This is a genomic window from Vibrio sp. RM-69-4 (assembly GCF_024743775.1).
GTDB classification, from domain to species: domain Bacteria; phylum Pseudomonadota; class Gammaproteobacteria; order Enterobacterales; family Vibrionaceae; genus Vibrio; species Vibrio anguillarum.
Genome location: NZ_JAMQXI010000076.1, coordinates 795668 through 817669 on the forward strand (window position 1 = coordinate 795668; position 22002 = coordinate 817669).

7 protein-coding genes are annotated in these 22002 nt (G+C 47.2%); 3 read left to right on the plus strand and 4 right to left on the minus strand.

Annotated features, from left to right (window positions below; all coding sequences use genetic code 11):
- Positions 1–118: 118 nt before the first annotated feature.
- From NB504_RS15860 to NB504_RS15875, 4 genes are all read right to left on the minus strand, one after another.
- Complete coding sequence (locus NB504_RS15860) at positions 119–1486, minus strand: L-cystine transporter (RefSeq protein WP_258429277.1); 1368 nt, start codon at positions 1484–1486, stop codon at positions 119–121.
- Between the two features lie 421 nt (positions 1487–1907).
- Complete coding sequence (locus NB504_RS15865; protein ID WP_258429278.1) at positions 1908–4043, minus strand: type I secretion system permease/ATPase; 2136 nt, start codon at positions 4041–4043, stop codon at positions 1908–1910.
- Between the two features lies 1 nt (position 4044).
- The gene (locus tag NB504_RS15870; protein WP_094147973.1) at positions 4045–5397 is read right to left on the minus strand and encodes an HlyD family type I secretion periplasmic adaptor subunit; all 1353 of its coding nucleotides are present in this window, start codon (positions 5395–5397) and stop codon (positions 4045–4047) included.
- A complete protein-coding gene (locus tag NB504_RS15875; RefSeq protein ID WP_258429279.1) occupies positions 5394–7502 on the minus strand; it encodes a peptidase domain-containing ABC transporter in 2109 nt (702 codons plus the stop codon). The genes NB504_RS15870 and NB504_RS15875 overlap by 4 nt, the downstream gene beginning before the upstream one ends.
- A gap of 303 nt (positions 7503–7805) precedes the next feature.
- Between NB504_RS15875 and NB504_RS15880 the strand changes: the two genes are divergently transcribed.
- Genes NB504_RS15880 through rtxA form a run of 3 tightly spaced genes read left to right on the plus strand, consistent with a single transcriptional unit; the run spans position 7806 to position 21837 of the window.
- Positions 7806–8141 carry a hypothetical protein gene (locus NB504_RS15880; RefSeq protein ID WP_170888342.1) on the plus strand — a complete coding sequence of 112 codons (336 nt, stop codon included), beginning with the start codon at positions 7806–7808 and terminating at the stop codon, positions 8139–8141.
- A 15-nt stretch (positions 8142–8156) separates the two neighbouring features.
- Positions 8157–8618: an RTX toxin-activating lysine-acyltransferase RtxC gene (rtxC, locus tag NB504_RS15885; RefSeq protein WP_222715287.1), complete on the plus strand. Its 462-nt coding sequence runs from the start codon at positions 8157–8159 to the stop codon at positions 8616–8618.
- A gap of 22 nt (positions 8619–8640) precedes the next feature.
- Positions 8641–21837, plus strand: coding sequence for an MARTX multifunctional-autoprocessing repeats-in-toxin holotoxin RtxA (rtxA, locus tag NB504_RS15890; RefSeq protein WP_258429280.1), 13197 nt, complete (start codon positions 8641–8643; stop codon positions 21835–21837).
- Positions 21838–22002: the final 165 nt, after the last annotated feature.

Sequence of the window (22002 nt, forward strand, 5' to 3'; positions counted from 1 at the left end):
ATTAGACCATTGCCTGTGTGACATAGCAATGTGCGAAGCATGCTCTGATGAGGATTTGAAATGAAAAAGCCGGCGCATTGGCACCGGCTTGGAGAAAAACGAGAACGTTCGATACTTTCTAGGCTTGCTGTTCTTGAACTTGTACCTGTTTACCGTTCAGTAAGCGGCTGGTAATGGTACCTGCCGTCATTGAGCCTGAAACGTTCAACGCGGTGCGGGCCATATCAATCAACGGTTCAATGGAGATAAGCAGTGCTGCAATCGTCACTGGTAGGCCCATCGCTGGTAGTACGATTAAGGCTGCAAAAGTGGCACCGCCACCGACGCCGGCAATACCAAATGAGCTGATTGCGATAATAGCCACTAGCGACAAAATAAAGTGCACGTCCATTGGATTAATACCGACGGTAGGAGCAACCATCACAGCGAGCATGGCTGGGTAAATACCAGCGCAGCCGTTTTGACCAATAGTGGCACCGAATGAAGCCGATAGGTTGGCAATTGCTGGTGGTACGTTCAGCTTAGTGATTTGCGCTTCTACATTCAGAGGAATGGTTGCCGCTGAGCTACGTGAGGTAAACGCGAAGGTCAACACTGGCCAAATTTTCTGAAAATACTCTTTAGGGCTAACGCCTACAAAAGAAACCAAGATACCGTGCACCACAAACATCAATGCAATGGCGACATAAGAGGCGACAATAAAACCGAGCAAACTCAGAATATCGCCCGCACTTGATGTAGCGACAACTTTCGCCATCAACGCCGCAATACCGTAAGGGGTTAGTGCCATCACCATTTTCACGAGGCGCATCACAATCGACTGTATCGCTTCGACAAAGGTGCGGATTGGCGTTTCTAGCTCGGCTTTCTCTGACATTACTTTACGCGCCGCAATACCCGTTAGTACGCCAAAAATAACCACAGCGATGATCGAGGTTGAGCGAGCACCGGTTAAGTCGGCAAAAGGATTGGTCGGAATAAAGCTTAATAGCATTTGAGGAATAGTTAAATCACTCACAGTAGCGGCGCGGCTTTCTAGTACAGCAATACGCGCCGTTTCACGGCTGCCTTCAACGAGGCCGTCTGCTGTTAAACCCAAAGCTTGGGTGACAAAAATACCGATCAATGCCGAGACAGCAGTCGTCAGCAGTAAGATAGAAATGGTCAGGCCAGAGATTTTACCCAGCGAGCCACCTTTATCGAGCTTCACAACCGCAGCGATCATCGACACCAGCACCAAAGGCATAATCACCATTTTTAGCAAACCAACATAGCCGTTACCGACGACGTTGACCCAGCCTAATGTTTCCTTGATAGCCACATGTCCTTCACCAAGAACTACTTGTAGAGCAAGGCCAAATGCGCTGCCTAGGATTAACCCAAGTAGCACTAAGCGTGAAAGAGTGTGAGACTTTTTCTGCTGTCCGAAGAGAAAAAACAGAATGCCAATAAATACTGCGAGTGCGGCAATGGCTGCAACTGACATGATGCGACACCTTAAAAGTTGTGTACCCATGATTACGTTGATCGCCGATGAGCGATGTAGTCGATAATGCTAGGTAAAAGGGGAATAAAAGCGATGAAACGCAACCATATCTTTTAACGTAGGTTAATCCAAAGACAAAATCAGCATGATTTAGAACAAATGGTTATCAATCTTTCTATTGTGCTGGTAAATGAACCGATCGGTGAGTTATTTAAGCAAGTCATTGATACTTCTTGAGCAAGGCAAGCATATCGCGAGAGTGCAAAATATCTATGGCGTGTGGTTGTATCGAGCCGAGCTCTACTGAACTCACAAAATCTCGCGAGTTCAGCTGATGATCTGAATAATTTAGTGAGTAAGTTTAAGACCCAGTAATTTCTGGGGAGATTTTTTATACCTAACCCATTTGAAGGAGAGAAAGTTAACCACTGACTTGTTGTTCCCATAAACGTGCGTAAAGTCCTGCACGTGCGAGCAACGCTTCGTGAGTACCTTGCTCGGCCACTTGCCCATCTTCGATGACGATGATGTTATCGGCATGACGAATCGTCGATAACCGATGTGCAATACTGATCACCGTTCGATCATGGCAAATGGTTTCCATGTTGCTCATGATGGCCGCCTCTGACTGATAATCGAGCGCTGAAGTCGCTTCATCAAGCAGTAAGATTTTTGGGTTAACTAACAATGCGCGAGCCAGTGCAATGCGTTGACGTTGCCCGCCAGATAAGTTGGCACCTCTTTCTCCTACTTGTTGTTCAAACCCTTGTGGCAGCGCTTCAATAAAGCTTAACGCACCAGCAAGCTTTGCAACGTTTATCAGCTCTGCATCGCTTGCATCGGGTTTACAAAGACGAATATTGTCGGCAACGCTGCCTGCAAATAGCATGCTTTCTTGCAGCACCACACTCATGCTGCGCCTTAACGAGACCGGATCTGCAATGGCGAGATCCATACCATCGACTAAGACTTGCCCATGCAAAGGTACATAAAGACGCTGTAGCAGTTTTGTTAATGTACTTTTTCCAGATCCGGAAGGCCCAGTAATACCAATAAATTGCCCCGGAGCGATGGTCAACGAGAGATTCGCTAAGACTTCCGGTGCATCGATATGATAACGGAAGCGAACATTTTTAAACTCAATGCCTCCTTGAACAGAAGGGATGGAAGCAAGGCCATCTTTACTATTTTCAGCCGGTTCGTTAAGAATGTCGCCTACGCGACGCAAGGCTACTAAGGTGTGCTGGAAATCTTGCCACACTTGCGCAAGTCGCAAAACGGGTTGAGTAACATGCCCTGCTAGCATATTGAAGGCGACCAATTCACCGGGGGTGAGCTGCCCATTGAGCACTAAATTGACTCCCCACCAAAGTAAAATGGCAGCGGCTATTTTCTGCACTAAGGCAATCAATTGCCCAGCAATTAAACTGGCTTTTTGGGCTGAAAACGCGCATTCAATTTGTCGACTGAGTATTTGCTGCCACCGTTCTAAAAATCGAGCTTCCGTTGCGGTTGTCTTGATTGTTTCTATACCCGTTATAGATTCAGTCAGGAAGGTGGTTGTCTCTGCTTCTGCGTCATACTCTGTCGTTACCTTGTGACGAACCCAAGGTCCAATACCTAACCACAGCAGAAAATAAATCACTAATGAACCGATAATCAGCCCGGTGAGCGCTGGCGCATAATGAAACATCACACCAATAAAGAGGGTGATAAAAATGAGATCCAAGAGCAGCATTAAGGTTGAGCCCGTCAAAAACTGACGTATTTGCCCCATTTCCCGTACGCGGGCGATGATTTGCCCCGTTTGACGCTGCTTGAAATAACTTAATGGAAGATTAATCAAATGCCGATACAATCGCCCCGATAGCTCTGCATTGACTTGACTAGAAAGATGACCAAAAACCGTATTGCGCAAATAACTGTAAAGAGGTTCAGCAATGGCTAGCGCAAGCATAGCTAGCGCTAAAACGTGCAAACTCGACAAACTTCGCCCCACAAGAACCTTATCAATAACGGTTTCAAAAAGTTTGGGACCAAACAGGGCAAACAGTTGCAGCACAATCGAATACAGAAACACATCACGTAGCTGTTTTGACTGACGAAGTATCGAAGGCATAAACCAGCGGAGGCCAAAAGCGACATCGCTTGGCTCTATACTCTGCTCAATCAGTAATAAGACCTCATAACAGGAACTTGAAGATCCTTGCGCCAACGGATACTCGAAATAGCGCTGTTTAATGGGATCGTACAAGGTCCAACCATACTCGTTTAGCGCATGAATGACATGCCATTGCTGACGGATTTTGAACAATGCAGGTAGCGGGATTGGCTCGCTTCCTCTGACGGTGATCATTCGGCTTTTCAGACCAATAGATTGAGCGGCTCGCTGAATGTCGAGAGCACTGAGCTCATTTTCGGCAACGCCTAGTGTATGAATCAGTTGTGATGGCGTGACTTTCTTATCAAATGAAAGGCTGGCAAACGAGAGGGCCGCTAATGCGCCATGGCTTTCTTGATCATGAACCGTTGAGACTGTGTTGGTTAAGGTATCCACTCTATTTTTCTCGCAATGCTTCAGCTTGATATTCTCGGATTGGGCTGAGTAGATAATCGATGATCCGACGTTGGTCGGTTTTAATCTCAGCCACGACAGACATACCGGGCAATAAGGCAACAGAGGCACCATCGACCTCAATTGTGTGGTTTAACAATTGCACTTGAGCGGGAAAAACCAACCCAAGTTGCTCATCCATTGTCGAGTCTCTAGAGACGTGGACCAATGTTGCCGACAAGGTGCCGTAACGCGTATAGGGAAAGGCATCAATTTTCAACGTCACGGGTTGGCCAGCATAAATAAAGCCAATGTCTTTATTGAGAATTTTAACTTCGGCGACTTGTACCGAATCGTCAGGCACAATAATCATCAAATTTTGTGCTGGTTGTAAGACCGCTCCAAGGGTGTGAACACTCAATTGCTGTACAGTGCCAGTGACAGGAGAGCGAACCACTTGTAATCCTTCATGTTCGCGTACTTTGTCCAGTTCATGTTGCAGCGCTGAGAGTTGTAGGTGTGCTTGCTGACTTTTGTCTTGCCACTCTCTGGCTTTTTGCGCCCGCAGCGCTTTTAAACGCTCTTCTAGGTTGAGATATTGCTTTTGCAGCACGTGCTGTTGTGATGTTTGCTGGGCTAACGCTCGTTCGGATTCTAATAACTCTTTTTCCTGCTCCAGATACTGCACTTGACCGATCAAACGCTGTTGTTTGAGCTTTTTTTGAGCATCAAGGCGCTGAGTAATATTACTCACTAACTGTTTTAAGCCTCTGATATCGACCTCAAGTGAGGACTGGGAAGCAAGATTGACCTGCATTTCCGCACGCAAGTTTTCCAACACCGATGTGAATTCGTTCTTTTCAGTATCAAAGCTGTCAATGACCTCTTGCTGCGCCGAAGGTGCCAATGCCAAATACAGGGGATGTTGAGCTAGATCAGCCTTACCACGCAACGCTTGATACTTGAGAAATTCATGGGTTTGATAGCGTATTTGATGACGCAAACGTTCAATATCTTGGCTAACGCCTAACGTGTCCAGAGTCAGTAAGGGCATCCCTTTTTCGACACGTTCGCCGTCTGCTATATGGATTTGTGCTACTCGGCTTTGTTCGTAAGACTGAATCACTTGCGAGCGCCCAGGGACTAACAGCCGCCCGTTTGCGGTCGCTTGGATATCCAATTTCCCCCAATAGGTCCAAAGTAAGGTGAGCAGTAACCCTAAACTTAGCGTGATGGCGGTGATGCGAGCAAACGGAGAGGGCGGGCTCTGCTGTAGAGCAAGATGGCCGGGTAAAAACTCAAAGTAGCCGTTCGTTTTCGAGCGCTTAGAGCGAAGCTTCTTTAACTGAGAGATCATACTCGCTCATCCTCTTGTTTTAATGCTTGTTGCAGTTGCCACAGCTGGAAATATTTGCCTTGCTCTGCGAGAAGTTGTAGATGCGTGCCTTGCTCTGCAATCTCGCCTTTTTCCAGTACGATAATCCGGTCACACTCTCTTACCGTAGAGAGGCGGTGTGCGATGGTAATAACGGTACGCCCGGCGGCAATTTGCTCCATATTGGTTTGAATGATGGCTTGTGATTCATCATCTAAAGCGCTGGTGGCTTCATCAAGAATTAAAATCTTAGGGTCTGCAAGCAGTGTGCGGGCAATGGCTAAACGTTGTCGTTGTCCGCCTGAAAGTGACTGCCCCCCTTCGGCTAAAATCGTGTCGTAACCCATTGGCAGCTTTAAAATAAACTCATGAGCGCCCGCTAATTTTGCTGCTTGCACAATCTCATCCAAGTTGGCTTGTGGCTTTGAATGGGCAATGTTGTCACTAACACTTTTACTAAAGAGAAAGTTCTCTTGTGATACCACCCCCAACTGGCGACGCAATTCATGAACACCGATCTGTTTGAGTGAGGTGTTATCGAACATGATTTGGCCTGATTCAGGGCTGTACAGCTTGAGTAAAAGCCGAGCCAAGGTGCTTTTTCCCGACCCCGAGCCACCGACCACCCCAATTTTTTCACCCGCTTGGATATTGAGTGAAAGCTGATTGATGGTCAGCGGCAAATCGGGTTGATAACGGAAACTCACTTTACTGAGAGTGATCGCACCTTGCAGTTGTAGAGGATGGCTGGCTTGCTGTTGCTCGGTGGGCAAATTGAGTAGGTCGGAAAGTTTATCGACTGCAATTTGCGCTTGTATAAATTGTCCCCACAGCTCGACGAGCCGGGCAAGAGTTTGTGCAACATGGCCGGCTAGCATGTTAAAAGCGATCAGTTGACCTATGGTCATTTGTAACGCGAGCACTTCGGATGCACCAATCCATAGTAGAAAGACGCTCGCTATTTTTTGGATGAACTGCACTGCGTGGCTAGAGCGGTTATTCCACTGCTGAACCACATAGTTGCTCGATATCATCTGTTCGGTTTGAGTATCCCAACGTCGAATAAAGCGAGGTTCAGTCGCTAAGCTTTTAATGGTATCACTCCCCGCGACGGTTTCAGTTAGAAACGAAGTGTTGTGCGCCATATGGGTAAATTGTTGTTCAATCGCTTGTTGCAGCCTTGGGGTTAGCCACCAAGCCAAAAAGAGATAACACGGCAGTGTGGCCAATACCAATAAGGTTAGCCCGCCAGAAAGTAAGCTCATCACATAGAAAAAGATCACGAGAAAAACGAGATCAATCGTAAGGGTAAACATCGAACCTGTGATGAACTCACGAATGGTATCGAGCTCTCTTACTCGAGTCACAATCGCCCCAACTTGCCTTGATTTGAAAAACAGCAGCGGCAAACCAAACAGATGGTGAACCAATTTAATGCCAAGCTTAATATCAATGCGGTTAGCGGTATGAGCATATTGATATTCGCGTAAACCGCGTAGCAATACCTCAGCTATTCCAGAAATAACTAAGACGAACACTAAAACATCGAGTGTCGAGTGGGCTTGATGCACTAATACTTTGTCCATCACGACTTGGAAAAATAGCGGTGTAATAAGTGCAATAACTTGCAGTACGAAAGAGAATAAAACAATCTCAGCGATTAAATGTTTATGTTGCGATAATTCAGGTAAGAACCAACGAATATCAAAAGAGGATTGCTTTTTTTTGATATCTAGCGTTTTTCCATTCCAATTCTGTTTTAAATAGCTTGTATCTACTACTTTTGGGGTATCTGAATCACATGGATGAATTAAACATTTATTCTGTTCAACTTTAGCTAAAATAAATGGGTGATTATTTTTGTTAAATAAAATAATCGGTTTCTTTATTTTAGTAATTCCAGTAAAAGACTTCGCTTTATTAGCAGTGACTAAATAATTTCTTCCTTTTAAATCTTTTATTATTGAATCAATTGCATTGGATGGCGTTTCATTAGAGATATCTAATTTTATCTCACGAATTCCGATCAGCGGTAAGTAGACTGATAAGCAATGTAACATGGCTTTTTTTTCATTTAAATCAGTCATATATTTGATTATTCAAGGGCCAGAAAAAGAAAGGGGGCGGATCATATCATTAATATCAATAGATGCTCAAATATTATCTGGTCTGATTAGTTAATTGCGGTTTTTAAAGGTTTTAATTATCAGTTGCTTGTATTCGGTAATATTTTGGTTTTGTTAATTTATTCATGACTTAGCGTTATTGTATGGTTGCATGCCATTGAAATGCTGTATAACATTAAAAATCATTTTTGGGTTATCGCTACTTTTTTATAAGTGGCTTTAATCTTTTTTTATTTTCTTTTTAAATTATGAGGTGAGTTATTTATGTCTGAGAAATTCGTTCAAACTGTATCGAGTGTTAATTATAATAAAGGTGTTTTTTCTCTCTATTTTGTTGGACAGAATCAATCCAACATGGCAAACGGTATTATGGCGGAAAGTGATACGGACTTAGAGCTAAAAGAAGTGATTCATATGCCTGCTTCTGGTTTTATGTATATGGTTTCGATGGTTAAGAATATGCTTGAAGATCCTCGTATGAACGAAGAGTTAGAAAAATTAATTGCCGCAGGTTTTCTACCATCATCGAGTGAAGCACCTCAAGAGAACGAGAGTGGTATTGAGCCTGCTAAAAAACGCGTGACACGCACGAAAAAATAAAAGGTGGCTTAGCGTATGTTGATTCAACATCACGCGGCGAAACTGGATCGTGCAATGATGCAGAAAATGATGGGTGGGATTCTTCTGCTCAGCCAATATTCTCCTCTGCATCAGCGGTATCTTATCAGTGAATGGCAGCAACGGATTATGCCATCATTTGAGTCAAATCAGTTTTGCTATTACGAAGATGAACAAGGACGTCCAATTGCATTTTGTAATTGGGCGTTTTTGTCTGAGCAAGTGAGAGAGTTGCTATTGTCCGGTGAACGAGAAATCGAAGCCGCTGACTGGCGCTCTGGTGATCATATCTACATTCCTGAAATGCTTGCTCCTTTTGGTCACGGACGTCAAATCGTCAATGACTTACGACAGCGTGTTTTTTTGCCGTGGAAAGGGCAAAAAGTGTGTACTGTCCGCGGCAAAATCGACACGCAAAACGACCGCTGTATCCGTAAGGTACAGTGGTTTTCTATTTAAATAATAATAAGAGCCACAGTCTATGGGAAAACCATTTTGGAGAAGTGTCGAATACTTCTTCACCGGAAATTATTCCGCCGACGATGGAAATAACGACATTGTTGCCATCGGTTTTGGCGGCGAAATTCATGCTTATGGCGGAGATGATCATATTCATCTGGGGTCGATCGGAGCCACGGTATATACCGGTTCAGGTAACGATACGGTATCGGCGGGGGCCGGCTATCTAAAAGTTGAGGATACGACGGGGAACCTGAGCGTTCGAGGCGCTGCGGGTTATGCTGATATCAAGAAAAACGGAGACGGTAATCTCTCATTTTCAGGTGCTGCTGGTGGTGTAGACATTGGTCATGACGGCCAGCATGGCAACATCAGCTACGCAGGTGCTGCGGCTTACAACCACATTAAGCGCCAAGGGTTATCAGGCCATGTTTCTTTCCAAGGTGCTGGTGGCTACAACGCTATCTGGCATGAAACCAATCATGGAAACTTGAGTTTCGAAGGTGCAGGTGCGGGCAATAAAATCGATCGTACTTGGTTTAACCAGTATCAAGGATCTCAAGGTGATGTGCGTTTTGTCGGCGCGGGGGTTGCTAACAGTATTAGCTCACGTGTTGAAAGCGGTAACCTGCACTTTAGTGGAGCTGGTGCGGATAACCATTTGGTTCGCAAAGGCAAGGTTGGGGATATTACCCTAGCGGGTGCCGGGGCATCCAACCGAATTGAGCGTACGCACAATGCGAACGATGTGTATACCGAAACACGCGGTAATATTCGCTTCGAAGGTGTGGGTGGTTACAACAGCCTTTACTCTGATGTGGCACATGGTGATATTCACTTCTCGGGCGGCGGTGCTTATAACACCATTACTCGTAAAGGTAGTGGCGGCGACTTTGATGCTCAAGGTATGGAATATGCCAAAGCGGATGAGATCGTTCTCACTGCCGCACAGATGCACGGTTTATCGATTGATAACGGCAACAAGTTTCATTCGGTTAACGCTGTAAAATCAGAGCGAGAGCCAAATACTTATTTGTTCGCTATTGCAGATGGTACTTACACCAAAATCAACAAAATCCGTCTCTATAACGATGCTGAATCCGGCAAACTCAAGTACTACTCAGAGGCATGGTTCAAGCAGGGTAATCACTTAACCGATCTTGCTCATTCCGATGTTTCTTCTTCAGGTGGCTTTGAGTCCAATCCAGTCAACGGTGGTTACACCCTTTCTAATATTGCCATTGAACATCAGCAATCAGTGACTGTTCATGCGGTTGAGAAAAGCCTGACTGAATATGAGTGGGTGACTTACGCCAATGGCGCGGTGATTGATGCAAAAGATGTGTCATTGTCGGATGCCAAAATGGGTGGTCACGCGATTTATGCTGATGGCACTAAGGTTGATGTCAAAGCGGTGAAATCAAACCGCAAACCCAACACTTATGTTTACGCTAAAGTGCTTGGGCCTTACACAAAAATTGTAGTGGTTGAGCTGGCTAACGATGCCGAAACCGGCGCGCTGAAATATCAAGCTCGCTCTTGGTATAAAGAAGGTGATCACACTGCCAATATAGCCAACCAAGATATTTCGTCTGCAACTGGGTATAACCCAATGGGCAAAGGGGGCTACTCGCTCAGCGACTTGCATTACAGCGTTAACGCGGTAAGAAGTACCAGCGAAACCGTGGCCGATATCGACGAATACACGGATCAGACCTTATTCAAACCCGTAAGTGATAGCGGCGAAAGCTCTGGCGATGTTCATTTCAATGGTGTCGGTGGCGGTAACGTTATTAAATCCAACGTAACACGCGGTCATGTTTACTTTAACGGTGGCGGTCTTGCCAACCTGATCCTGCATAGCTCTCAGTTTGGTAACACTGAATTTAACGGTGCAGGCGCGGCTAACGTGATTGTCAAAAGTGGCGAAGAAGGGGATCTCACCTTCCGCGGCGCAGGTTTGGCAAACGTATTAGTGCACCAAAGTCAGCAAGGCAAGATGGATGTTTACGCGGGTGGTGCGTTGAACGTGCTGGTTCGTGTCGGTAACGGTGACTATCTGGCTCACTTATTGGCTTACGGCAACATCTCGGTACAGAAAGGCCAAGGCAATAGTCGAGTTACTCTACTGGGCGGCTATAACACGCACACGCAAATCGGTAGTGGTGATGCACTATGGCTAGCGGCTGGCGGTTTCAATGTCATGACGCAAGTCGGTCAAGGCGATGTGGCTTCGGTACTGGCTGGTGGCGCAAACGTACTGACCAAAATGGGTGATGGTGAACTCACGGCGGGCATGCTGGGTGGTGCGAACGTGATTACCCATATCAGCAGTGATGATCAATTATCGAATACCACGGCGGTGGCACTCGGCGGCGCAAATATTCTCACCAAAAAAGGCAAAGGCAACACCCTTGCTGTGATGGGCGGAGGCGCTAACGTACTCACCCATGTCGGTGATGGCACCACAACTGGTGTCATGGTAGGCGGCGCGAACATCCTAACGAAAGTCGGGAATGGCGACACGACAGGCATTATGCTTGGTGTTGGCAACGTGCTAACGCATGTTGGTGATGGCCAAACCCTTGGTGTAATGGGCGCCGCAGGCAACATCTTCACTAAAGTGGGCGATGGAACATCCATTGCAGTCATGATTGGTGCAGGCAATATCTTTACCCATGTGGGCGAAGGGAATGCTTGGGCACTGATGGGCGGCCTTGGTAACGTCTTTACCAAAGTGGGCAACGGTGATGCTCTCGCGTTAATGGTGGCCGAAGCTAACGTCTTCACCCATATCGGTGATGGCATGTCGGTGGCGCTTATGTTGGCCAAAGGCAACATAGCAACTAAAGTCGGTAATGGAACCACACTTGCGGCTATGGTGGGTAACGCCAACATCTTCACTCACGTAGGCAGTGGCAGCACGTTTGCTGCAATGATCGGTCAAGCCAACATTATGACCAAAGTGGGCGATGATCTCACCGCTGCGCTGATGGTCGGTAAAGCTAACATCTACACCCATGTCGGTGATGGAACCAGCTTAGGAATATTTGCGGGCGAAGTGAACGTGATGACCAAAGTCGGTAACGGCACAACGCTGGCGGCGATGTTCGGTAAAGCGAACATCATGACGCATGTCGGCGATGGTTTAACCGGTGTCTTAGCACTGGGCGAAGCCAATATCGTCACCAAAGTGGGTGATGATTTCATGGGGGTTGTGGCGGCAGCAAAAGCCAACGTCGTGACCCATGTTGGTGATGCAACCACCGCAGCGGTATTGGCTGGTAAAGGCAATATCCTCACCAAAGTGGGCGAAGGCACCACGGTAGGGTTGTTGATTTCCGATATCGGCAACGTGATGACTCATGTCGGAGATGGCACGACCATTGGTATTGCCAAGGGCAAGGCAAACATCATTACCAAAGTCGGTGATGGTTTGGGTGTTAACGTGGCTTGGGGTCAAGCAAACGTGTTTACCCAAGTGGGCGACGGTGATCGCTATAACTTTGCCAAAGGTGAAGCCAACGTCATCAGCAAAGTGGGCGATGGTCAAGAAGTCTCTGTCGTGCAAGGTCAAGCCAATATCATTACCCATGTGGGTGATGGTGATGATTATACCGGTGCTTGGGGCAAAGCTAACGTTATCACCAGAGTGGGTAATGGCCGAAATGTTGTGCTAGCCAAAGGTGAAGCCAACATCGTGACTCAAGTGGGTGATGGCGATAGCTTTAACGCACTTTGGAGTAAGGGCAACATCGTCACCAAAGTCGGTGATGGTATGCAGGTGACCGCCGCGAAAGGTAAAGCGAACGTAACGACTCGAGTAGGAGATGGCCTAAACGTCACCGCCGCTTATGGTGATGCCAATATTAACACCGTGGTTGGTGACGGTATTTCGGTCAATGTTGCTTGGGGCCAATACAACGTCAATACCAAAATCGGCGATGGTTTGAACGTCGCGGTTATGAAAGGTAAAGCCAACGCCAATATTCATGTTGGTGATGGTTTAGGGGTTAATGCTTCTTACGCTCAAAACAACGTGGCGATCAAAATCGGTAATGGTGATTTCTACAGTTTGGCGGTCGCGTCGAGCAACACCAGTAGCAACAAGCTCTCCGCCCTGTTTGATAACATCAAGCAAACCATACTTGGTGTCGGTGGTAGCCAAGCAATCAACTACTTAGTGCAAGGCGATGAAGCATCATCATCCGGCACGCATAAAGGCCGTGGTGCGATTGCGACACCTGAAATCACCAAGCTGGATGGCTTCCAAATGGAGGCGATTGAAGAAGTGGGCTCGGACTTGGGTGATAGCCTCACAGGCAGTGTCACTAAGGTAGATACTCCAGATCTCAACAAGATGCAAAATGCGCTCAGCAGCGACTCATCTCAGCGGTCCGCGCCTAACTTGATCGTCAATGGCGATTTTGAGCAGGGGGAGTACGGTTGGAGGGCCTCTAACGGTATTGAAGCAGGTTTTTCTGCCAACGGTTATGGCGTTGCAAGTGAAGGACACGGCAACCGAGTCAGTGAGCTTGACACCTACATCAACACAACCATTTTTCAAGATCTGACCGATCTTACGGAAGGCGAAGTCATTGCTGTGAGCTTTGATTTTGCAAAACGTGCAGGCATTTCTAATAACGAAGGCATTGACGTTCTCTGGAACGGCGAAGTGGTTTTCTCATCGTCTGGTGACGAATCTGCTTGGCAGCAAAAAACCTTAAAACTGACCGCACATGCTGGCAGTAACCGTATCGAATTCAAAGGCACAGGCCACAATGATGGTCTGGGCTACATCCTCGATAACGTAGTGGCGAAATCAGAAACGCCACAGCAAACTAATGCGGTGAGTGAGCATGCAACGCAAAATCAAGCGTCGCAGAATGCTCTATCAGACAAAGAGCGCGCAGAAGCGGATCGCCAGCGTCTAGAAAAAGAAAAGCAGAAACAGCTCGATGCTGTCGCAGGTTCGCAAAGCCAACTGGAATCTACCGACCAACAAGCTCTGGAAAATAATGGTCAAGCGCAGCGCGATGCAGTGAAAGAAGAGTCGGAAGCCGTGACGGCTGAGTTGACCGAACTGGCACAAGGTCTCGATGTGCTCGATGACAAAGCCACGCATACGGGTGAGTCGGGCGACCAATGGTGCAACAATTTTGCCGGTGGCTTGCTTGATGGTGTTCAAAGCCAATTGGACAATGCAACACAGGTTTCTCGTGAGCAGATTGCTGCCGCGAAACAGACGCACGCGGACAATCAAAATAAAGTCAAAGATTCGGTTGCACAATCGGAAGCGGGCGTCGCAAAAGGTGAGCAAAACCTGGCGGGTGCAGAGCAAGACATTGCTGATGCTAAAACTGATGCTGAAAAACGTAAAGCTGATGCTTTGGCAAAAGGCAATAACGCGAAACAAGCCGAATCTGACGCACACAGTGCCGCAAACGATGCGCAATCGCGTGGTGATCGCGATGCGATGAACGCGGAACATAAAGCCAACCAAGTGCAGAATGATGCGAAAGGGGCTAAGCAAAACGAAAGCGATCGCCCTGATCGTCAAGGTGTGGCGGGCAGCGGCCTTGTAGGTCAAGCACATAGCGTCGAAGCCGCTGGTGCTGCGGGCCGCCATATCAACGCTGACAGTCAAACAAACGCTGATGGCCGCTTTAGCGAAGGCTTGAGCGAGCAAGAGCTAGAAGCCTTAGAAGGTGCGACCAATGCAGTCAACCGCCTGCAAATTAACGCAGGAATTCGAGCGAAAAATACGGGTAGTTCTGTCACTTCGATGTTCACTGAGACAAACGCCGACAGCATTGTTGTGCCAACAACAGCCCCTCAGGATTTGGCTCGAAAAGAGATTCGTATTTCAGGGGTGAATCTTGAAGGTCTTGGTGAGGCATCCAGTGATATAGCATTGGGTGGCAACGCCATCGACAACATGTTGCGTGAATCTCTGCCATTCTACTCACTCCGTGCCGAACGAAATCTATTAGTGCAAGAAGGGGATGAAGGTTTTGAAGTGCGTGCTTGGCCTGGCACAGATGACAATAGCAAGACCATTATTCTTGATGATCTAGAAGATGTGGCTCAACAAAAAGCCATTGAGCGTTTCATTTTGGCCAACTTCGATAATTTTGAACAAATGCCCGATGAGCTCTTTTTGGTGGATAACAAGGTTATCTCACATCATGAGGGTCGCACGCGTGTTTTGGCACAAAAAGAAGAGGGCGCTTGGAAGTACAACACCAAAGCAGAATTGATGTCTGTCACCGAATTACTCGATGCTGCCAGTGTTACAGGGAAGATCCGTGGTGAAAGTTACCAACAAGTAATCGACGCTCTGACTGAGTACCATGCGAGTACGATTGAACACGCAGACTATGAACTGGAATCTGTGGAAAAACTGCTCAACCTACGTAAACAGGTTGAAGGCTACCTACTCGGTCACCCCGATTCTGGCCGCGTTGAGGCTATGAGTTCACTGTTAAACCAAGTGAATGTGCGTTTAGAGGAAGTCTCGGTTCTTGCAGCCTCTGAGCAAAGCATCAAAACTCACGATAGCTTTAGCCGTCTGTATGACCAGCTTGATAACGCCAACTTGAAGGAGAGTAAACATCTGTATCTGGATGGAAATGGCGATTTCGTCACTAAGGGCAAAGGTAATCTTGCCAATATCGATCAGCTAGGCGGTAGCGATGCTGTACTTGACAAAGTAAAAGTAGCCGTAAGTCATGAATATGGTCAAGCTGTTGCCGATACTATCTTCGCTGGGTTTTCTGCAAACGATCTTGCCAAAGATGGTAAAGGTATTGATATCGCTGGGTTAAACAAAGTACACCAAGCGATTGAACAGCACATGTCGCCAGTGAGCGCGACCATGTACATCTGGAAGCCGAGTGATCACAGCACACTAGGTCACGCCGCATTGCAAATTGGCCAAGGTCGCACGCAGCTTGAAGGTCAAGCCGCGGCTGATTTCAACAAGCAGAATTATGTGAGTTGGTGGCCACTAGGTAGCAAGTCATCCAATATCCGTAATATCTTCAACGTTGCAACAAAAAATCAGCCTGATCTTAAATTGCGTTGGAGCGACTTCAGCCAACCAGCTCATCAAAATGACACACTTGAGCATGATATGGTGTCAGAAGAAAACGATGGCTTTGGTTTGAATGACGGCGAAACTAAGCTGAAACGCTTTATCGAAAAACTCAATGCCGCTAAAGGCATTGATGCTTCGTACAAAGACGCTTCTGAAGGTTATGCGAGTGTGCTACTGGGCAACCCGGATATACTTGAAACGACAGGCATTCCAGCACATGTATTCCAACCATTCGTTGAACAGTGGAATGACACCAGTTACGACATGATGGATGTAGCAAACCGTTTTGCGGAAGAGCTACAGAAACAAGCTCAAGCAAGTGGTGATCCTGCCCTAGTGGAAAAACGCATCGCTAATGTGGTTCGTCAGTTTGCTGAAAGAGCGCTAGAGGAGATTAAAGCGTTCAAAGCAAGCGAAGCGGATCAAGGCCGTGTATTCCGCATTAACTTAGAAGGGCTTGATACTGCGGCAATGCAGGCAGAATGGCATCGTCTAAGTAACGACCCGGATGCGCGTTATCAACTGCTCACCAAAAACTGCTCCAGCACAGTTGCTAAAGTGTTGAAAGCGGGTGGGGCAGATAAACTCATTGGTCACACATGGCTGCCTAAGTTTGGTGTTTGGACGCCGACCGAGCTATTTAACTTTGGTCAAGCGTTACAAGAGGCCCAGTTAGAAATCGTGGCTAAGAAGCAAAGTCATCAAGTAAGCGATGTCCTTGATGCTCTATCAGGCAACGAGAAGCAGAAAGAAACCGTCGCCATCGAAAATGATGGTACGCCACCGCGCGATAAAGAATCTCTGAGCCCATTGACTCGCTTCCTCAATAACGAGTTGTATGGCGATAAAGAAGCTCGCCGTAAGATTGGCGAAATCACGCAAACCCTACTTGACCATGCGGTAGAACAAGGTGAATCGCAGAAAGTCACCTTGAAAGGGGAATCGGGCCGTCTAACGGGGTACTATCATCAGGGAGCTGTATCAAGCGACACTGAAACGAGCGCGACCAGCGGTAAAGTCGTGTTGTTCCTGCACGGTTCTGGTTCTTCTTCTGAAGAACAAGCGAGTGCGATTCGCAGCCACTATCAGAAACAAGGTATCGACATGCTCGCAGTCAACCTGCGTGGCTATGGTGAAAGTGACGGCGGACCAAGTGAAAAAGGCTTGTACCAAGACGCGCGCACCATGTTCAAGTACTTAGTGAATGACAAGGGCATTGACCCGAGCAACATCATCATTCATGGCTACTCAATGGGTGGCCCGATTGCTGCAGATTTAGCACGTTATGCTGTGCAAAATGGTCAAACGGTTTCTGGCTTATTGCTCGACCGTCCTATGCCAAGCATGACCAAAGCCATCACCGCTCATGAAGTGGCGAATCCAGCGGGCATTGTAGGGGCTATCGCGAAAGCGGTTAACGGTCAGTTCTCAGTGGAGAAGAACCTAAAAGGCTTGCCAAAAGAGACGCCGATTCTGCTGCTAACGGACAACGAAGGTTTAGGCGAAGAAGGCGAGAAGCTACGAGCTAAACTCGCGATTGCTGGCTACAACGTCACGGGTGAACAAACCTTCTATGGCCACGAAGCGAGCAACAGCTTGATGGGGCAGTACGCGGATCAAATTGTCTCCGGTCTGTTTAATGCAGAGCAAGCAGCGGTAGAAGCGGGCGAAGTGCTGAAAGGGCTAGAGAAAGACTTTAAACGCTATGGCGACGCGCTGAAACCTGATACGAGCGTACCGGGTAAATCGAAAGACATTCGTACCACTAAAGATTTCCTAAATGGTTACAAAAACGACCATGCGAAGGAGATCGTTGACGGCTTCCGCTCAGATATGAGCATCAAGCAACTGGTGGATCTGTTTGTTAAAGGCAACTGGAGCGCAGAGCAAAAAGGTGCGCTTGCTTGGGAAATCGAAAGTCGTGCACTGAAAGTGACGTTCCAGAACAAGTCTGAGAAGTACAACCGATTGTTCCGTGAGATTGCTTCTGCTGGCGTGGTGGATGCGAAAGCGACTGAACAGCTCGCGCCACAGTTAATGCTGTTGAACCTATCGAATGACGGTTTTGGTGGACGTTGTGATCCACTTTCTAAACTCGTTTTGGTTGCGAAACAGCTGGAAAACGATGGTCAAGTTGGCGTGGCAAGACAACTGCTGGAGAAGATGTACTCTGCGGCAGCGGTGCTGAGCAATCCAACCCTTTACTCAGACAGTGAAAAAGCCAATGCAAGCAAGTTGCTCAGCAGCTTAGCGGCCATTCATGCGAAGAACCCAATGCATGATACGTCGATGAAAGTGTGGCAGGAAAAGCTGGAAGGGAAGCAAGCGCTGACCGTAAACGGTGTGGTTGAGAAAATCACTGATGCATCGGCTAACGGCAAACCTGTGTTGTTGGAACTTGATGCTCCGGGGCATGCGATGGCAGCTTGGGCAAAAGGCTCAGGCGACGATCGTGTTTACGGCTTCTACGATCCAAATGCTGGTATTGTTGAGTTCTCATCAGCAGAGAAGTTTGGCGACTACCTAACGCGTTTCTTCGGCAAGTCCGATCTGAACATGGCTCAAAGCTATAAGCTGGGTAAAAACGACGCAGGTGAAGCAATCTTCAACCGCGTGGTGGTAATGGATGGCAACACGTTAGCAAGCTACAAGCCAACCTTTGGTGATAAGACCACCATGCAGGGGATCCTCGATTTACCTGTGTTTGACGCTACACCGATTAAAAAGCCCGGTGCTTTAGATGTCGATGGCAATGCAAAAGCTGTAGATGATACGAAAGAAGCATTGGCTGGTGGAAAGATACTTCACAACCAAAATGTGAATGACTGGGAACATGTTGTTGTGACTCCGACAGCGGACGGCGGTGAAAGCCGTTTTGATGGTCAAATCATCGTGCAAATGGAGAACGATGATGTCGTTGCAAAAGCCGCTGCGAACCTTGCGGGTAAGCACCCAGAAAGCAGTGTGGTGGTGCAGATCGATTCAGACGGCAACTATCGCGTGGTGTATGGCGATCCGTCAAAGCTGGATGGAAAGCTACGTTGGCAATTGGTTGGCCATGGGCGTGATGATTCAGAACATAACAACACTCGCTTAAGTGGCTACAGTGCCGATGAACTTGCAGTGAAATTGGCCAAGTTCCAGCAGGCATTCGGCCAAGCGGAAAACATCAACAATAAGCCTGATCATATCAGTATTGTTGGTTGTTCTTTGGTGAGTGACGATAAGCAAAAAGGCTTTGGTCATCAGTTTATTAACGCGATGGATGCGAATGGTCTTCGTGTCGATGTCTCTGTACGCAGTTCTGAACTGGCCGTAGACGAGGCAGGGCGTAAACATACCAAGGACGCGAATGGCGATTGGGTCCAAAAAGCAGAAAACAACAAAGTGTCGCTAAGCTGGGACGAGCAAGGTGAAGTTGTTGCCAAGGATGAACGTATTCGCAACGGTATTGCGGAAGGCGACATCGATCTCTCTCGTATTGGTGTCAGCGACGTTGACGAGCCAGCGCGTGGTGCAATCGGTGACAACAATGATGTGTTTGATGCGCCAGAAAAACGCAAAGCGGAGACAGAAACCTCATCTTCTTCTGCAAACAATAAACTCAGCTACTCAGGTAACATTCAAGTCAATGTGGGTGATGGTGAGTTTACGGCAGTGAACTGGGGCACATCGAACGTGGGCATTAAAGTCGGCACGGGTGGCTTTAAGTCGCTGGCCTTTGGTGACAACAATGTCATGGTTCATATTGGTAATGGTGACAGCAAACATAGTGTCGACATCGCTGGTTATCAGGCGCTTGAAGGTGCTCAAATGTTTATGGGTAACCGCAACGTAAGTTTCAATATGGGTCGCAGTAATGACCTTATCGTGATGATGGATAAGTCGATCCCGACACCGCCACTGGTCAATCCATTTGATGGTGCATCACGTATTTCAGGAGTATTACAAAGCATCGCACAATCAGGAAAGGGTGCCGATTGGTTAGCGGCTCAAGAACAGCAGTGGACACTCTCTGGTGCGAAAAAATTTGTCAAAGAGATGTCCGGTCTCGATCAAACTAGCAGTGTTGACTACAGCAGTTTGGTTGATTTGGACTCTCAGAATGAGCGCAGCAGCCGCGGCTTGAAGTCTGACGCTGAAGCAACGTTGAATAAAAAGTACAACCAGTGGCTAAGTGGCAATAGTAATAATGATACTGGCAAGATGAGCCGTGCGGATAAGTTCCGTCAAATGAACGAGAAGTTGGCCTTTAACTTCGCGGTCGGTGGTCAAGGAGCCGATATTCAGGTCACCACGGGCAACTGGAACTTTATGTTCGGAGACAACATCCAAGCGATTTTGGATACCAATCTCGGTTCATTGTTTGGCGTGTTAACCCAGCAATTCTCAGCAACGGGAATGGCTCAAACGACCTTTACCTATAATCCGCAAGACTTGCCTCGTCAGCTTAAGAATAAGCTGCTGGGTAAATTTGCTGAGGTCGGTGCAGAGACGACTTTAGGTGATATCTTCGGTGTCAATTACACCGCTGATGGCAAAATAGTCTCTCGTACTGATGAAGCGGTAGATGGCGTTGCCATTTTAAAAGAGATGCTAGAAGTGATTGGCGAGTTTGGTGGTGAGCAGCTCAGCGCATTTACTGACCCAGAAAAATTGCTAGATAGCCTCAAAGCGGGAATCGATATGGGTGCTGATGGTCTTCAATCCTTTGCTGAAAGTCATGGACTGAAAGAGAAAGCACCAGAGGAAAACGATACAGCGCAAGTGACTCTCAATGGCGCGCCTGCGGCAACGGAAAACGTATCAGCCACTGTTGAAGAAACCAAACCAGAGCGCGCATTTGGTTTTAATGCGCTCAATTTGCCCAATTTATTTGCCACCATGTTTAGCAAAGATAAGCAGGCAGAGATGGCATCATTGGTCAGTAATCTGAAGCAGAATCTCACCGCCGATTTGCTCAATATGAAGGATAAAACGTTTGATTTCCTTCGTAACAGTGGGCATTTGCAAGGGGATGGCGATATGAACGTTTCTCTGGGTAATTACAACTTCAACTGGGGTGGTGACGGTAAAGATCTCGGTGCTTATCTAGGCGACAATAATAACTTCTGGGGAGGACGTGGAGACGATGTGTTCTACGCAACGGGAGTCTCCAATATTTTCACCGGCGGTGAAGGCCACGATATGGGCGTTTTAATGGGTCGCGAGAACATGATGTTCGGCGGTGATGGTAATGATACGGCAGTTGTGGCCGGACGCATTAACCACGTCTTTATGGGCGCGGGTGATGATCAATCCTTTGTCTTTGGCGAAGGTGGTGAGATCACCATGGGGTCAGGTAATGACTATGCGGTCACTTCAGGTAACTTCAACCGTGTAGACATGGGAGACGATCAAGACTTTGCTGTAACCATCGGTAATAACAACCAACTTGATCTTGGTGCAGGCAATGACTTTGCGAGAGTCTTTGGCAATCACAACCGAATTGATGCTGGCCAAGGAAACGATGAAGTCAAACTGATGGGTTACCATGCTTCGATTAATGCTGGCGAGGGCGAGGATTACTTAATTGCCGCCGCCATCTCAAAATTCAGCACATTAAACGGTGGTGAAGGTAGCGATGTCATGGTGCTTGGGGGTTACCAAAATACGTTCAAAGGCGGTGCTGGCGTAGACAGTTTTGTGGTCAGTGGTGAGGTGATCGATAACGTGGTTGAAGATATTCGCCAAGGTGAAAACATCATCTTCAACGGTATTGATTGGAACCGTTTATGGTTTGAGCGTAGTGGTTACGATCTGAAAATCTCTATGGCACGCCATACTGATACCTCTTCCGATCAAACGCTATTTGATGCGTTAGGTTGTGTGACTTTCAATGATTATTTTGCAAATAATCGAGCCAAACTTATTATCGGTTTAGGTGAAAAAGACGCTCAAGGCGAGCAGGAATATACCTGTTTGACTGATAATGCGTTAGACAACCTCATTCAAGCGATGAGTTCCTTCGCGCCTAAGGTGGGAGAAAGCAACTTTATGGATGGATTAGCTTCTCAGCCTCAGCAAGCGATTATGGCCGCATGGTCGGATGTGAATACCGGGAAGTTTAGCTTGTCGTAATCATGTCTTTCATGGGTTAAAACCAGCCTTTGTGGGCGTGTCTGTTTGACAATAGCGCCCATATAAACCTAAAAACGCCTCCTGATTTTGTAGAAAACAGGGGGTGTTTTTTTAGGCTCAAATAGGCAAAACCTAGCCGATACTAGCGAATACGAGTAAACTCTT

Bases quoted from the DNA above. Each gene is read 5' to 3' on its own strand.
- NB504_RS15860 (WP_258429277.1), bottom strand. From the start codon at position 1,486: ATGTCAGTTGCAGCCATTGCCGCACTCGCAGTATTTATTGGCATTCTG.
- NB504_RS15870 (WP_094147973.1), bottom strand. From the start codon at position 5,397: ATGATCTCTCAGTTAAAGAAGCTTCGCTCTAAGCGCTCGAAAACGAAC.
- NB504_RS15875 (WP_258429279.1), bottom strand. From the start codon at position 7,502: ATGACTGATTTAAATGAAAAAAAAGCCATGTTACATTGCTTATCAGTC.
- NB504_RS15880 (WP_170888342.1), top strand. From the start codon at position 7,806: ATGTCTGAGAAATTCGTTCAAACTGTATCGAGTGTTAATTATAATAAA.
- rtxC (WP_222715287.1), top strand. From the start codon at position 8,157: ATGTTGATTCAACATCACGCGGCGAAACTGGATCGTGCAATGATGCAG.
- rtxA (WP_258429280.1), top strand. From the start codon at position 8,641: ATGGGAAAACCATTTTGGAGAAGTGTCGAATACTTCTTCACCGGAAAT.